Annotated in this window: 14 protein-coding genes; 9 read left to right on the top strand and 5 right to left on the bottom strand. The window is 40.4% G+C overall.

What is annotated here, in order from left to right; genetic code table 11:
• Positions 1-211 precede the first annotated feature (211 nt).
• From galE to ACFW0C_RS07770, 3 genes are all read left to right on the top strand, one after another.
• Positions 212-1,228, top strand: a complete 1,017-nt coding sequence (gene galE, locus ACFW0C_RS07780) for a UDP-glucose 4-epimerase GalE (protein WP_083067906.1) — start codon at positions 212-214, stop codon at positions 1,226-1,228.
• A gap of 443 nt (positions 1,229-1,671) precedes the next feature.
• Positions 1,672-2,322, top strand: a complete 651-nt coding sequence (locus tag ACFW0C_RS07775) for a LysM peptidoglycan-binding domain-containing protein (protein ID WP_378106656.1) — start codon at positions 1,672-1,674, stop codon at positions 2,320-2,322.
• A 182-nt stretch (positions 2,323-2,504) separates the two neighbouring features.
• Positions 2,505-2,759, top strand: coding sequence for a helix-turn-helix domain-containing protein (locus tag ACFW0C_RS07770; RefSeq protein WP_003141237.1), 255 nt, complete (start codon positions 2,505-2,507; stop codon positions 2,757-2,759).
• 306 nt (positions 2,760-3,065) lie between these two features.
• On the opposite strand, the gene ACFW0C_RS07765 is transcribed toward ACFW0C_RS07770, so the two are convergent.
• A complete protein-coding gene (locus ACFW0C_RS07765; protein ID WP_378106654.1) occupies positions 3,066-3,314 on the bottom strand; it encodes a DUF2922 domain-containing protein in 249 nt (82 codons plus the stop codon).
• Between the two features lie 49 nt (positions 3,315-3,363).
• On the bottom strand, positions 3,364-3,561 hold the full coding sequence (locus ACFW0C_RS07760) for a hypothetical protein (RefSeq protein WP_378106652.1): 198 nt from the start codon (positions 3,559-3,561) through the stop codon (positions 3,364-3,366).
• Positions 3,562-3,726: 165 nt separating this feature from the next.
• On the opposite strand from ACFW0C_RS07760, the gene recX reads away from it, so the two are divergent.
• Positions 3,727-4,884, top strand: coding sequence for a recombination regulator RecX (gene recX, locus ACFW0C_RS07755; protein ID WP_378106651.1), 1,158 nt, complete (start codon positions 3,727-3,729; stop codon positions 4,882-4,884).
• Between the two features lie 60 nt (positions 4,885-4,944).
• The gene (gene mutY / locus ACFW0C_RS07750) at positions 4,945-6,183 is read left to right on the top strand and encodes an A/G-specific adenine glycosylase (RefSeq protein ID WP_378106650.1); all 1,239 of its coding nucleotides are present in this window, start codon (positions 4,945-4,947) and stop codon (positions 6,181-6,183) included.
• Positions 6,184-6,358: 175 nt separating this feature from the next.
• Here the strand turns inward: mutY and ACFW0C_RS07745 are convergent, their stop codons facing one another.
• The gene (locus ACFW0C_RS07745; RefSeq protein WP_070466855.1) at positions 6,359-6,901 is read right to left on the bottom strand and encodes a DUF402 domain-containing protein; all 543 of its coding nucleotides are present in this window, start codon (positions 6,899-6,901) and stop codon (positions 6,359-6,361) included.
• Between the two features lie 189 nt (positions 6,902-7,090).
• Here ACFW0C_RS07745 and ACFW0C_RS07740 point away from each other — a divergent pair, with 189 nt between their 5' ends.
• Positions 7,091-8,353, top strand: a complete 1,263-nt coding sequence (locus ACFW0C_RS07740; RefSeq protein ID WP_378106648.1) for an adhesin — start codon at positions 7,091-7,093, stop codon at positions 8,351-8,353.
• 219 nt (positions 8,354-8,572) lie between these two features.
• A complete protein-coding gene (pulA, locus tag ACFW0C_RS07735; protein ID WP_378106646.1) occupies positions 8,573-10,561 on the top strand; it encodes a type I pullulanase in 1,989 nt (662 codons plus the stop codon).
• Positions 10,562-10,966: 405 nt separating this feature from the next.
• Here pulA and ACFW0C_RS07730 read toward each other — a convergent pair whose 3' ends face one another.
• Positions 10,967-12,058: an aromatic acid exporter family protein gene (locus ACFW0C_RS07730; RefSeq protein ID WP_378106644.1), complete on the bottom strand. Its 1,092-nt coding sequence runs from the start codon at positions 12,056-12,058 to the stop codon at positions 10,967-10,969.
• Positions 12,059-12,178: 120 nt separating this feature from the next.
• Complete coding sequence (gene proC, locus ACFW0C_RS07725; RefSeq protein WP_378106642.1) at positions 12,179-12,988, bottom strand: pyrroline-5-carboxylate reductase; 810 nt, start codon at positions 12,986-12,988, stop codon at positions 12,179-12,181.
• 169 nt (positions 12,989-13,157) lie between these two features.
• On the opposite strand from proC, the gene ACFW0C_RS07720 reads away from it, so the two are divergent.
• Together ACFW0C_RS07720 and ACFW0C_RS07715 are read left to right on the top strand one after the other, a co-directional pair.
• A complete protein-coding gene (locus ACFW0C_RS07720) occupies positions 13,158-13,970 on the top strand; it encodes a DUF1189 family protein (protein ID WP_378106640.1) in 813 nt (270 codons plus the stop codon).
• 117 nt (positions 13,971-14,087) lie between these two features.
• A complete protein-coding gene (locus ACFW0C_RS07715; protein ID WP_378106639.1) occupies positions 14,088-15,032 on the top strand; it encodes an aldo/keto reductase family oxidoreductase in 945 nt (314 codons plus the stop codon).
• Positions 15,033-15,658: the final 626 nt, after the last annotated feature.

The raw sequence follows: 15,658 nt of genomic DNA, 5'->3' as shown, positions 1-15,658 counted from the left end.
TATAAGTCAAACTTTTTTGTTATCTTTGAAAATATTTTCCGCTAGGAGATAATCGCCATCCACAATAAGAAGAGCAATAAAGAAAATCTATTTTTTAAAATTTATCAGATTGTTAATATTTTTCTTTTTTCACGCTATGATACAATAGACTTAAATATATAAATGACAAAAGCAATCTGCTGAAAAATTGCATGATCAAAGGAGAATGAAGATGGCTATTCTAGTTACAGGTGGTACTGGTTATATCGGTTCCCACACAACAATTGAATTAATCCAAGCTGGTTATGATGTCGTGATCGTGGATGATTACTCAAATAGTAAACCAGTTGTTTTAGAACGAATTGAAGAAATTTCTGGTGTCCGCCCACGCTTCTATGAAGCAAACGTATTAGACAAAGAAGCGTTAACCCATATTTTTGAAGTAGAAAATATTGAAGCGGTTATTCACTTCGCTGCCTTCAAAGCAGTTGGTGAATCAGTTGCCAAACCAATTAAATACTACGACAACAACTTAGGTGGTTTAGTGTCAGTCCTTGAGGTAATGCAAGAATTTAACGTCAACAAAATTGTCTTCTCTTCATCTGCCACTGTATACGGTATGGACAACGAGTCACCATTAACAGAAGACCTACCAACAAGCGCAACCAATCCATACGGTTATACCAAAGTCATGAACGAACAAATCCTTCGTGACCTAGCAGTAGCTGACGACACATGGTCAGTGATGATCTTACGTTACTTCAACCCAATCGGTGCCCACGAATCAGGCCTAATCGGTGAAGACCCAACAGATATTCCAAACAACCTAATGCCTTACATCACTCAAGTGGCTATCGGTAAACGCGACCACTTATCTGTATTTGGTAGCGACTATCCAACTCACGATGGTACAGGTGTCCGCGACTACATCCACGTTGTTGACCTAGCCAAAGGACACGTAGCCGCAATCAAACACGCACTTGACCACCAAGGTGTTGAAACAGTTAACCTAGGAACAGGAATTGGTTACTCAGTCTTAGACTTGGTCAACACATTTGTGGCGCAAAATGGCGTTGAAGTCCCATACGAGCTAGTAGACCGTCGTCCTGGTGACGTCGCTGCTAACTACGCGGATGCTTCATATGCCAAAACATTATTATCTTGGACAGCAGAGCATGATTTAGCTGACATGTGCCGTGACTCATGGAAATGGCAATCAAACAATCCAAACGGTTACGACCAAGACTAAAAAAATTGAAATATAACGAGGCCCGCAGTGAAAATTGTGGGTCTTTTAAATTGGCCAGGAGGAGTGACCCGCCGCCTTGTAGTCGAGTCAGTGCTTCAGCACCAACTCAGTTAAATGCGGTAGAACTAGTTTGCACCATACTTCATTTGCTACGGCACTAGTCTTCCACTGTTGGTGAGCTGTCCGATCTCGCGTGCACCCTGTTTTTTGTAACATAACTGCAATCTAGGGGTAATCTATAAGTTAAATTATTTTTGTTTTTTATGCTATAATATGAAGTAAATGCCTTAGGATTATGGCGTTTATATTTTGAATAGGATACGCATTATAGTTGGGATAAACTTGTTTTTAAGCGTATACGATATGTGGTAAAAGGTATGTAGAATGTTTAAGTCTTGTACATTTGGCCACATAATTTCTTTTTATAAGGTGGGGGAAATACTATGCCAGCATGGCTAGGTGAATTTATTGAAAAATGGCAGGCACAATCTCGAACGACGCAATTTACGGTTGTAGGTATTGTGATAGCTGCTATCGTGTTGATGATTATTCCGTGGAGAGCGTCCGCTGAAGAGGGTAATCCTTTAGGTGTACAAGTAGATTCACAGCCATTAAGCGGTTTGGACTATTATTCAGCTGAACCATTAACGACTAGTGGAAACGGATCGGGTGTATCTTTAGGTGATTCAAGTGTCGAATCTAGTGAATCGTCACCGGTTGCATCATCTGTGGAATTAACCAAAGATACAGATTACAGTACAGATTTAGCAAGCTTAACAGCAGAATATGAGGCAAACTCAGCATCATTAGCACAGTCAAGATCGAATAATCCATCTTATACAGCGCCAAATGTTTCATCTAGTTCATCGTCAGCGACTTCTTCAAGTGCTAGCTCATCATCATCTTCTTCAACAGCAGATGCTAGCTCGAGTTCAAGTAGTCAAACGTCTTCAGCTGGAACATATACAGTTCAATCAGGTGACAATGCTTATCGAATTGCAACTAACAATGGTTTAACGTTGGATGAGTTCTTAACAATGAACGGTAAAACTGAGGCTTCTGTAACCCCTGGTGAAGTAGTTCGTATACAATAAGTAAATTCTATGTAAATTTGTTTGTTAAAAAACTTAACAATTGAGCGGATTCACTAGCAATTATAGTGAAAAAGTTGTATTCTTATATGGGTAATTTTTTCAAATAATTCAGATTTATAAGCAAGTTATAACTAATATCGAATAATTTGTAGTATAATATATATAAGTAAGGAGGGCTGAACATGGAAGAATTAAAAATTGCGAATGCACAGCCACGCGAAGCGGCTCGACAAAAAGCAACACAAAATGCAGCAGAGATTCTTTTAGAAATTCGTAGCAAACGCGGTATTTCTCAAGCACGTCTAGCTGAAATCTCTGGACGTAAACAAAGTTATATCTCACGTGTAGAATCAAGACAACAAAACATTTCATTAGCAACGTTACAAGAAATCGTTGACGCTGTTGGCGGAAACCTAGTTGTTAAAGTTGAATTATAATCCTGATCGATTAGTAGAATAACATAGAAAAGTCGTATTCGTTTGTGGCCCTGAAGTTCCACGAACGTATGCGACTGTTTTTATATCAAAAAGGGTGGGGCATAAAACGTCTCACCCTTTAAAATACTCAAAATTCATTTGAATGTCACTAGATAGTCTTCAGCTCATGTCTTTAAGATTTAGACCATATAGAATTAAGTCCACGGCTTATGAATAAATAGCATATCAAGGAAAAGGTCCAACAAAAATGGCGTATAAAAAAGAGACTTGGACAAATTGCCCAAGCCTTGTGTTATTGCGGCGTGATTATGCGTCTACTGATTCGGTTGTATAAATATCTTGAACTTGACGGTTAACATAGCGACCTGAAACAGCAGTGTGGAAGATCTTGTGTCCTTCTTCATTCACAAACGCGTCTGAAGCGATAAAAGCATTGAAGGCTGCTTCGACAGTTGCTGCATCTAAGTTTGCTTTAGGGTTTTTAATAGTAACAGTACGTGTTTTGTTGTCAGCAGTTTTAAATTTTAATTCGAATACATTTGTTTCTTCAATCATAAAAATCCTCCTCTAGGACAATAGGGACATGTAAATGGCTTGTTAGTAATTAGGCAACAGTGTAGCGTTCAACTGCTTCGGCACCTGTAAAGGCGTCCTCGATTAAGTTAGAAAGTGCAAGTGCTAAAGCATTCACATTATCTGTATCTGGATTTTCGATTAAACCGTTTAAAGTAATGCGTGTTTCTTTATCCGTTTCCACGTTCAAGTAAGTTAATTCTAATTTGGCAGATTCAAAATTTTTCATAGGTATTCCCTCCAAGTTTTGTTTTGTAAGACCTCCGGATGACTTACATCAATAAGAACGACCTCAGGGAGAAAAGTGACAAGGGAATAGCAGAAATTGTTGCCAAAACTTTTCCTGTGCTAAAATATATAGCGTATACAAGGATTTTTGAGGAGGGAAGCGTGCATGACTGGGAAAAAACGAGGCCCCATGAAGCTGTCTGACATTGGTGATACAAAGCAATCGTCAAAAGTAGCAGTCGACAAAAAAAGTAAGCAAGATTCTTATACAAGAAAAAAACATTCATATAATGACCCTAGTGAAGGGGGACAATCCCCCCGCTACCAGAAAAAAGCAAGGGTTAAACAAGCGCCCCGTCATCAAACATCAGCGAATGTTGAAAATTCTGCTTTAAGTGCCGATAACTTAGCCTCTGATTTACTAGCCAAAGCTAAGGGGTTGCGAGCTCAGAAAGCGGATGCCCTTTTTCAGGAGGCGGAATTACCGGCTGAATCTTCGGAAGCTGAGGTGGTTGCTGGGGAAATTACTTTGATTGAAGTTCAGAAAAAGAATAAGAAGCGGTTCAATGTGTATATCAAGGGCCAATTCGCTTTTGGGATCAGTGAGAATACTTTGGTCAAATTTGCTTTGCATAAGGGGCAGGTGTTGGATAAGGATTTTATTGCGGATATCCAACAAATTGATAAGGAAGATTATGCCTACCAGCTTGCGGTTCGGTTTTTGAGCCACCAGTTGCGGTCTGAAAAGGAAGTTCGGGCTAAGTTAACTGAGGAAGAAATTGAGCCTGAGGTGATGGAGAAGGCGGTTGCTAAGTTGAAAGAGGTCAAGCTGATCGATGACACCATGTTCGGTCAGGCCTATACGCGAACGGCTATGAATATCAATAAAAAAGGACCGAATGTGATTGCTCGGGAGTTGAAAAATAAGGGGCTTGGGGAAGATGAAATTGACCAGTCCTTGAATGAATATGATCGGGATACTGAGGTTGAAAATGCTTATGCGATTGCGGAAAAACATTTCCAAAAGCAGTTGCGAAAAGCGTCACACCGGAATGCTAGCCAAAAGACCAAACAATACTTGGTGCAAAAGGGATTTGACAGTGATTTGATTCAAGAGTTGATGCAGCAACTGGCTGACCATTACCAGGATGAGGACCAGGAATTGGCAGTCTTACAGAAAGACTTGGAAAAATATATGCGCCGGTACAAGAAACTTTCGGGCCGAGAATTGACCTTTAAAGTGAAGGGGATGCTCTACAATAAGGGGTATCCGTCAGAATTAATTAACCAGGCGCTTGAGATTTTCGAGGAAGAAAATGGATAAATGTTAATATAGGTAAATATGAGAAAAATATATAGCAGAGTTAGAGGAGAAAGCAAAGTAGTGACTGAAGTAAATCAAGATATCGACCTGTCTTTATATGTGAATGCGTCGGCTATCCAAGACTTGGGGCCAGTAATTGAAGGTGTCCAAGTTTGGGGGCCAGCTACCAACCAGGACTTTAGAAAGACTTTTCTAGACTGGTATGACAAGGAAAGCCGCCGTCTACCTTGGCGGGAGTCTAAGGACCCATACCGGATTTGGGTGTCAGAAATTATGTTACAGCAAACTCGGGTAGATACCGTGATTGGCTATTATGCCCGCTTTCTGGCTGCTTTTCCGACCATCAAAGATTTAGCGGAAGCAGAAGAGGACCAATTGTTGAAAGTTTGGGAAGGCTTGGGTTACTATTCAAGAGTCCGCAATATGCAGGCAGCGGCCAAACAAATCATGATGGACCACGACGGGATTTTTCCAGATAATTTAGCCGACATCAAAAAGTTGAAGGGCATTGGTCCTTATACAGCAGGTGCCATTGGGTCTATCGCCTTTGGTATCCCCGTGCCAGCCATCGACGGCAACGCCATGCGGGTCATTTCTCGCTTGTTTATGATTAATGCAGACATTCAAAAGCCAGCTAACCGGAAGATTTTTGAAGCGGTAGGTCAATATCTAGTGGATCCCGACCGTCCAGGAGACTTCAACCAGGCCATCATGGATCTCGGTTCATCATTTGAAACGCCGAAGAAAGCCATGCCCGAATTGTCGCCCTTGCGCGATTTTACAATGGCAACCCTGACTGGTACTACCTACAACTACCCGATTAAAAGTAAGAAAGCCAAGGCCAAACCCGTATATTACCAGGCCCTGATCTTACAAAATGCTAAAGGACAAGTATTGATTGAGAAAAGGACGCAACACAAATTGCTGAATAACATGTGGACAGTGCCTTTAATCGATTTGGAAACAAGTGTCAACCAAGACCTACCAACCGAAGAGAAAGCGGCCTTTTTACTAGCTGAAAGTCAGGAAGCTTACGGGATTTCGCCAATATTCATGCGTAAGGAAGTCGGTCAGGTCAAACATGTCTTCACCCATTTGATTTGGCATATCCAATTAATTTACGGGCACTTAAAGCCTACGGACGAAAAGAAAATCAATGATATGATTGCCTCTGGGGAGGCGGATTATGCCTGGGTAGCGCCCCATCAATTTGAAGACTATGCATTTCCAACAGTGCAAATGAAAGTTTGGCAAGCTTATGAAGATTATCAAATAGACAATCACCGCAATATTAAATAATCAAAAAACAAATGGCTACGACTTTGCTGTCGTAGCCATTTGTTTAAATTGTCGTGAATATTCAGGATGGATGAAGTCTTATAGGATGTTGGTCCATGGCCCACACCGCTTGCTTAAAATCACATCTCTTTTATTTCACCACAGTCTTTATCTACATATTGACTATTACTATGATTTATTTTTTGCGTTTGTGACTTAACTGACAATAGCGTTCGTACCAAATATCTACATACTCTTTAGAAAAAGGCCCTTTTTCCTCATTAATCCAGCGTACAAGTTCCTGAACGTTATCTTTTAAAATAGCATCGATATCAGACGAGTACCCCATCAATTGACGGTGGTCTTTATATTCATCTACGTCTAACAACTTCCGCTTACCATCAGGAAAAATCTTGATATCTAAATCATAATCGATATATTTCAAGGCTTCGTCATCCAATACGTAAGGGGATGCTAAATTACAATAATAAGATACGCCGTTCGGACGAATCATTGTAATAATATTGAACCAATAGTGTTTATGGAAATATAGTAGGGCGGGTTCTCTAGTCACCCATCGTCTACCGTCAAAATCAACAACCAAGGTATGATCATTGCAAGCAATGATACTTTGGTCACTTGTTTTTAAAACCATAGAATCTCGCCAAGTGCGATGTAAGGATCCATCGTGCTTGTAGCTTTTGACTGTGATGAATTCACCTTCCTTAGGGTTTCTCATCACCAAACCTACTTTCTACACCTAGCTAGGTTGTAACATAAAATATTATATCATAATGAAAAATGAAAGAGTAGGCTAATTGCCTACTCTCATATTCTTAAAAAACCTAAAAGATTTAATTCAGTTTGGCTTCATTTTGTTATATGATAGAATAAACAATGGGAAAAGTTTGTATAAAGGAGTTCAAGCATGAATAGAAAATCAAGTAGAAACCAAATGATTTTGACAGCAGTCTTTATCGTCATTTCATTGGTATTAGTGGGAGGCAGCTATTTTGTTTATCGCTCACGCCAACAAAATATGTTAGCAGACCAAGCCAGCACATTTTCTTCAATGTCAGTAGATATGAACCAAACAGCACCATCAACGCCAGAAGAATATAATGCAGAAGAAATGGTTCAAGCATTTACAGACAATCGCGGGGAAACTACAGCACTTCATTATTTATACTACCTACAAAGTGTAGAGCAAGTGCCAACCATTTCAATCGCCCGTACCCAAGCAGACCAAGAGGCTTGGACAACAACTATCACTGACCGTTTAAATGAAATCGGCTTTGACGAAGCAAGTGTTCACTCAGTAGACTGGGCAGAAATGACCTCTGCCGATGCAGTTGAACAATACTCTGGCAACTTAACTGAAGCCAACCCGCAGTTAGTGATTATCCCAACTTTCATAGAAGAAGATTATGAAGCTGAAATTTCTGAAGAAGACCATTTAGCGAATATTGAAGAATTGTTCAATACCATTCGTATGGACCTACCTTCAGCCTTAATCGTCTTTGCACAATACCCAGCTTCAAGTCAAGAAATGGCTGAAGATGAGGACTATGTAACCTATAACGACAATGCTTTATCTGCTATGCAAGAAGCAGGCTATAATGTTTATGATGTGAATACTGCTTACAGTGAGGCGCGTGATAACTCAGAAAGCTTAAATCTTGAAAATAGCTTTACAGATGAAGGCTTCTCTCAAGAAGCGAGTCAATTAATGGCTGACACGCTGATGGCGCAAATTGAAGATACGCAAATCAATGCCACTAATGGTTATGACGGCGCAAATGAAGATGTTGCTGAAATGCAAGCGGCATTAGATGCACAAGCAGAATCAGAATCAATCGCAGCGGAAGAGCAAGCATCATTAGATGCAGAAGCTGAATCAATTGCAGCAGAAGAACAAGCATCAATCGACGCTGAAAATGCATCTATTGCCGAATCTGAATCAATCGCAGCGGAAGAATCGGCCGCTGCTGAAGCAGCATACATTTCAGAATCAATTGCAGCGGAAGAAGCGGCGGCTGAAGTAGAGTACTACTCCTCTGAACCAGAACCTGATTACAGTTGGTCTGAGTCGAGTGAAACATCAAATGCATCAAGTGAATCAACTGATACATCTCAAGAGAGCGTTATTGAAGAAGAGTCTACTCCAGATGATACATCTGTTTCTGAATAATCAATTCAGCTTGATTTAAAGTAATAAGACAAGTTAAAACACCTTAAAAGGACACCCATATTCACTGATATAACCAAAACATGGTGATATTGTACAGAATGGATGGGAATTCACCTTTTAGGGTGTTTTTTGTAGTCTTTTAGGGGAAAAGTCGATAAAATAAAGATGATAAACTTAATGTAAATCAGTCATTTTTCGAGCTGAAGAAAAGAGGCATTTATGGCAAATGATATTGCAACTATCCAAGAGATTTTTGATTTAATTGAAACGGCAGATCCTGAATTAATTAGTCTGCGCATGCGCGAAACCATGGAGTCGGATGCTTTTGATAAGGCTTATTATTATGACGGATTTCTCGGCTACTCTTACTCAAAAAAAAGTACGCTCTTACGTATTTGGACCCCAACAGCGATTGATGTTGAATTACTCTTATACAAATCTGACACGTCTGACGAATATGAAGCTATCCAGATGGACGAAGAAGTAGAAACTGGTTGCTACGCCGTTCGTTTAGAAGGTGATTACAAAAATGTTCCTTACATGTACCGGATTTTCTTTCCCAATTCCACCGTTGAAATCACCCAAGATCCATACTCACAAGCCGTTACCGTTAATGGCGCTCGGTCTGTCATTGTCGATTTAGATGAAGGTTACCCGGATGACTGGGAAAATGATAAACGACCACCGTTTGCTAACGCCCGCGATGCCATTATCTATGAAGCTAGTGTCCGTGATTTAACGTCCAATATCAATTCCGGTGTGCCCAAGGAAAAACGCGGTAAATTTGCTGGCCTTGCGCTAAGTGGGACTAAAACAGCCAACGAATTTGCTACCGGCTTAGATTATATTGCCGACTTAGGCATTACCCACCTACAGTTAATGCCAATGGCTGATTTTGTAACGGTCGATGAATTGTCTGATCGACCGGATAATTATAACTGGGGCTATGATCCCATGCATTACAATGTGCCAGAAGGTTCCTACTCAATGTCGCCAAGAGACCCAATAGCCCGATTGAAAGAAATGCGGGAAATGGTCCAGGCCTTGCATGCCAAAGGTCTGCGCGTCGTGATGGATGTTGTCTATAACCACGTTTATGAACACGAACGCCACCCGCTTGGTTTAACTGTTCCTTATTACTTTTTCCGCTACAACAAAAATGGAGACTTATCAAACGGGTCAGGTGTAGGGAATGAGACGGACTCAACTCGTTTGATGTTCCGCCGTTACATGATCGAATCCATTACCTACTGGGCAGAAGAATTCCACATCGATGGGTTCCGCTTTGATTTAATGGGCCTTCATGATATCGAAACTCTGAATTTGATCCGCGAAGCCTTGGATAAGATAGATCCATCTATTTTAATGTACGGTGAAGGTTGGGACTTAGAAACCCTTTTATCTTCTGATAAAAAGGCTATTCTACGTAATGCTTATAAAACCCCTCGCATTTCTTACTTTAATGACCAACTCCGCGACCAAGTTCGTGGATCGGACTACGGCGACGCAACGGATCCGGGTTTTATCACGGGGAAATTTATGACAGAGCAAGCCGTCCTTGCATCCTACTTAGGTGGGGGGAACTTGTCAAAACGTGACGCTAACGTAACCCAAGCCCAACAATTAATCCAATATATTGAAGTGCATGATAACTATACTTTACGGGATAAAATTGCCTTATCACATGGAGAAGAGCCAGTCAGACTGCGTAAAAGACGGCAATTATTAGGGAATTCGATTATTGCCTTGTCAGCTGGTATTCCATTCTTCCATTCTGGCCAAGAATTCTTCCGAACCAAGCATGGGGTAAGGGATTCTTATAACGCAGGAGATGAAATCAACTGTATAGACTGGGACTTAATGGCTTCAAACTATGATGCGGTCACTTATTTTAAGGGGTTATTGGCATTAAGGAAGAAATACCCATTCTTTACAGAGAAAAACCAACAAACATTTTTTGAAAATGTGACTGTGATTAAGTCAGACTACCAAATCATTGGTGTGCATTACCATGGCCCAGGACATGAATTAGTAGTGATTTTTAATGGCCAATTGAATGATGTAAAAGTATGGATACCAGAAGGTGGTTGGCGACCAATTGCCCGCGATAATAAAATGGTTGGCGATGACTTTGCGGATTTAATCAAAGGTAACGGGGATGTTAATGTACCCATTCTTTCTACATTGATTTTAGAAAGAGTGGAATAATAGCTAATTTTAAAAAAAGACTTCGGCTTCCGTGTTTTCTTATCATTGTCTTAAAATGAGGATGTGGTCCAGGGTGTTGAGGTAGGAGACACTGGAATAATAATGCCGTGGCATACAAAGTGTGTCGCAAGTTATTTTGAAATGGACACCTTTCTGCCCTTGGAAACTCGACTAGCAGTGGGGACTAAATCAGCCAGAGTCTAATTTCTAGTCTAAAGATTCAGTCTGAGGGAGTATGTTCCCACTGACTGCTATACTTCAGCGCATCCTTAGTTGGGTTCTTATTGCTCAAAAGGATATTGTGACCACGAAATTAACTGCATATTCAAAAAAAGGAGGGGTTGAGACTGTTGTCTGGACCCCTCCTTTTGAAATGGCGTATATTTTGTTTTGGTGACATGTGATTTATTCGATGCCTTCTAGTGAGTCTGCTTGGTATTCGTCTTCGTCATGGTGGATTCTATATGAACGAATCAGGGTGTTTAGTTTGATTAGTGATTCTTCGTAAGATACCAATTGACCGGTGATTAACATTAAAGCGTTTGAACGCTCGAATTCTTCTTGGGTAGCGGTTTGTTTAATGGCAGCGTATTCGAAGATAGAGTCCATTAAGTCTTGTCGGTACCCTTGGGTTGGTTGGAAGAAATTCACTTCTAATGGTGAGATTCGACCGTCAAATTTCAAGAAGATTTGTTCATGTGCTGAACAGAGGGTTTCGATCCGTTCGCGGATTTGGATCCGTAGTTCTTCTGGTAATTGGAACATGACATTGGTATGGGTATGTAAGACGGATAATAAGGCCAGTGCCTGTTCTAGTGACACGATTAAAGCCCGGAAAACAACGAGTTTTCGTTTTAACATGGGTAGTTTTTGTTTAGACCATACATTCTCATCTTTTAAGAGTGCGTATAGGCTATGACTTTGTGCGATACGGTTTTCTGCCCAGGCGATATCAGAGGTTAAGGTAGAATATTCGCCGTTTTTGCGAAGAATGGCTCTTAAGCGCACTAAGATTTCACTAGAGGTTTTATTGACTTCTTCGTAAAGAATGGCGTCGTATTTAGGTGGTAAAACAAAGACGTTCACTAATAGGGAAACGGTCACTCCAAGTAATGATTCAACCACCCGCGCAATGGCTGAGGTGATAATCATATCTTGGTCGCGCAACATGATTATCACAAGGGTAATGGTCGCTAATGTGATAACGTTGGCCATATTTAAAGCCCTCAAAATCCCAATAAAAATCGTCACGGTCACCCCAATAATAATAGGGGAATTACCGAAAAAGTGTACCATGACTACAGCAACGATTCCCCCAAGTATTGCCGCCATCACACGGTTGAAGAAGGTATCTATCGACCCTCTAACAGTTTGTTGTAAACCGATGATGGCAGTAAAGGCAGGGATGACAGGCTCAACAAAGGGTAACCAGTCAGCAATTAAAATACTGAGCATTACCCCAAGACCTGTCTTAAACATCCTGGCACCAAGTTTCATTTTTATTCAATCCTTTATAATGTTTTTCATCATTTTGTAGTATCTCTTCAACTATTCATATTACTAGGCAATGGTCGTGAAATCTAGCAATAACAGTAAGTTTTCAGCAATTTACACAAATTATAAACTTTCCGACTTTTCAATACCCGCAATCACCGTTTCAATAATCGTGCCACGCAGGTTCATTGACTCAGCTGTGCGGACCTCTTCAATGGTTGTGCCACCCGGTGTACAAACCGCGTCCTTCAAAGCCCCAGGGTGCAATTCCGATTCAATCGCCAATTGTGCTGCCCCCTTAACCGCTTGTTTTGCAAAGGCTAGCGCTTGTGGTCGAGTAAGTCCTTTTGCCACACCAGCATCCGCCATCGCTTCAATAATCATGAAGATAATCGCTGGACTCGAACCCGCAATCCCTGTGAAGGCGTCCAACTGTTTCTCAGTCAACTGTTCTGCTGACCCGAAAGTATGAAGGATTTGCATAATTAATTCCTTATCCGCTGCCGATAAGTTTTCATTATAGACAACACCAGAAATCCCTTCCCCAACTTGCGCTGGAATATTAGGCATCACCCGAGCGAATTTGGCAGAATCCCCTAACTGTCCAGCCGCATCCGTCAAACTGTAGCCCGTCGCAACCGAAATAACAATCGTCTCTGCAGTAAGTGTTGGTTTGATTTCATCCACCACATCCTTGATTAAATAAGGTTTTACCGCAAGGATAACCACGTCCGCTCCCTTAGCCGTCTCCTTATTATCTGTCAAAATGGCGAAACCATACTTAGCTGAGTCCGCTTCAGCTTTTTCAGGGTTAGCGCGTGAACCAGTAATCAGTTGGTTATCAATCTCATCCGATTTTACCAAGCCATTTAAAATTGCTGTTCCCATATTGCCTAAGCCGATGATAGCAATTTTTTTATCGATTTCTTTCATATACTGTGCCTTCCTTCTTTTAATGAATTCCTGAAATGAAATTCCTGTACATTAGAATACTTTCATTTTAGCACAAAACCTGCCACTACACGACAAAGTAAAAGCTTGCCTGATTCAAGCCAAATTCAGTTATAATGGAGTCACCACTAAAAAGGAGCGATTCATTTAAATGTTTCCAGTACACTATGTGAAAGACATGTTCAGCCCAGCTAATATCTTCTACCACCGTCACCTGATGACCTGGTGGAAGTCAATTCTCGTCATGGTTGTCTGGTCGGTTATCATGACCTGGCCCTTTGCCAGCAGTTTTCAACCCGTTGAAGACGGGACAGTTAATAAAGCCTTTGAACAACTACAGACCATCATCCCAGAAGAAACAGTCAGCCAATTATCGAATTTTACCTATGATAACGGGTCTTTTCAGTCAGACCAGTCAGATATCGTTATTAACGGTGACCAATTACAAGTGGTTATTTTCCCTAGTGCCGACAATCTTGACGGCTACTTAAAGGGGACTGACAAGTTACTTCTGATCCTGCCAGACCAATTCGTGTATCAAACAGACCAAGATACACGGTATACTGCTAACCTACCATTAGACTTGAAAGACGATATGACTGATAATGGGACTTTTATCGAAAGTTTACGAGTGAGTTATCAAACGGAAGTGAATACCCAAAGTAAGCAGATCCTCGTCATGACCCGTCAGTTGACCATCTTTATTCTTGGTTTAGGGGGCTTAATGATTATTGTTTCACGGTTAAATATTTTACAAAAACACAAATTCCATGACCTATTCTCCTTCCAATACTGTTTAGGTATGGTCGCAACCGCCATGGGAATACCTGCCATTATCGCCATTATTGTCGGCTTTTATATCACAAGTGTCAGTGTGATGATCCCCATCTTATGGATTGGAACGATTATCATGCTCTACCTTTCTTACCGACAAACAAAATTCATTCGAACCGACACCATTTAAGTCTTTGACCAGATATTTCAATGGACTAGGCGCTTTTGTTTCTATTTGACCAGAAAACAAGTATAATTTTATCAGTAACAAGAAAACGTTTTCTTGAATTGAAACGGAGGCATATACATGAAACATATTTCATTAGGGCAAAACGGTTTAACAGCACCCAATTTAGCAGTAGGTTGTATGCGGATTGAAGGTAAATCAGTAGAAGAAGTCCAAGACTTAATCCAACAATCCTATGGCGCAGGATTAACGTTCTTTGACCATGCAGACATATACGCAAGAGAAAGAGGTGGGGCGGAAAAATTATTCGGCCAAGCCTTTGCTGGCTTAAACATCTCAAGAGAAAATATCATTCTGCAATCTAAAGTAGGGATTTACTTACCAGGCACCTATAATAACAACAAACAAAACTTCTTCGACCTATCAAAAGAACATATCTTACAATCAGTAGATGAATCTTTAGAGAGGCTACAAACAGATTATCTAGATATTCTACTATTACATCGTAACGACGCCTTGTGGGAACCAGAAGAAATCGCAGAAGCCTTCGATATATTAGAAATGAGCGGTAAAGTTCGACACTTCGGTGTAAGTAATCACACGCCAATTCAAGTTGATCTATTGAAGAAATATGTCAGACAAGATTTAGTCGCTAACCAAATTCAATTATCACCGGCGCATACTCTAGCTTTGGATTATGGATTTAGCGTGAATACCAAAGCCGGTGAAGGCGTAAACCGTGGTGGTGAATTAATTGATTATGCACGACTGCATGATATGGCTATCCAAGCGTGGTCACCAATTCAAGGAGAAAACGGGGTACTATTCAGCGATCCTTCTTATAAAGACTTGAATGACAAGTTAAGCGAAATCGGCGGTCGTTATGGTCTAGACAAAGAAGCTGCAGCTATCGCTTGGTTGCTGCGCATTCCAGGAAACACCCAAGTTGTCTTAGGAACTACCAATATCGACCGGATTTTAAATTATGCCAAGGCGAGCGAAATTCAATTTACCCGTCAAGAATGGTATGAAATCTATCAGAGTGCAGGCAATAGCCTGCCGTAAATAGCATAGTGGTTTTGAAGGAACGCAAATATATCAAGGGTTTGCGTTCTTTTATTATTTGAATAAACAATTTTTTGGAATTTTATTTAATTTGCGCTTGTATAGAAATGGAATACTTGCTATAATTCTTGTTACGGAAATAGTTCTTACCGGAACATTTTCAGGAAAATATTTTTGAAAAAAACATGTTGACATCGTGATTTGTATCATGGTATTGTTAAGTAGTTGTCGAGAGCGCTATTTTAGTTCTCAAAACAAGCAAAAATATTTCTTAAATTACTTGTTGACAAGATGTCAACTTGTAAGGTAAGATATTCAAGTCGCTTCATTAAGAAAACAAGTGTTCAACAAAATGTTGAAAAACTTTTTAAAAGTTTTGCTTGACAACTCTTGAATGAAGATGGTATGATATACGAGTTGCTGAAAGGCGACGAGATAGACCTTTGAAAACTGAACAAAGAAGACAAACCAAAAATTGTGTATGGAATCATTTGATTCCAACAATCAAAAGTAGTGAGAACTACTATAAACAAGTCAGCAAACTTTAATGAGCAATCAAGCTCATGAAAATCTTTCATGAGAGTTTGATCCTGGCTCAGGACGAACGCTGGCGGCATGCCTAATAC

This window comes from Aerococcus sp. NPDC058936 (genome assembly GCF_042741995.1).
In the GTDB taxonomy this organism is placed as follows: domain Bacteria; phylum Bacillota; class Bacilli; order Lactobacillales; family Aerococcaceae; genus Aerococcus.
This window is presented reverse-complemented; position numbering and strand designations above follow the sequence as displayed.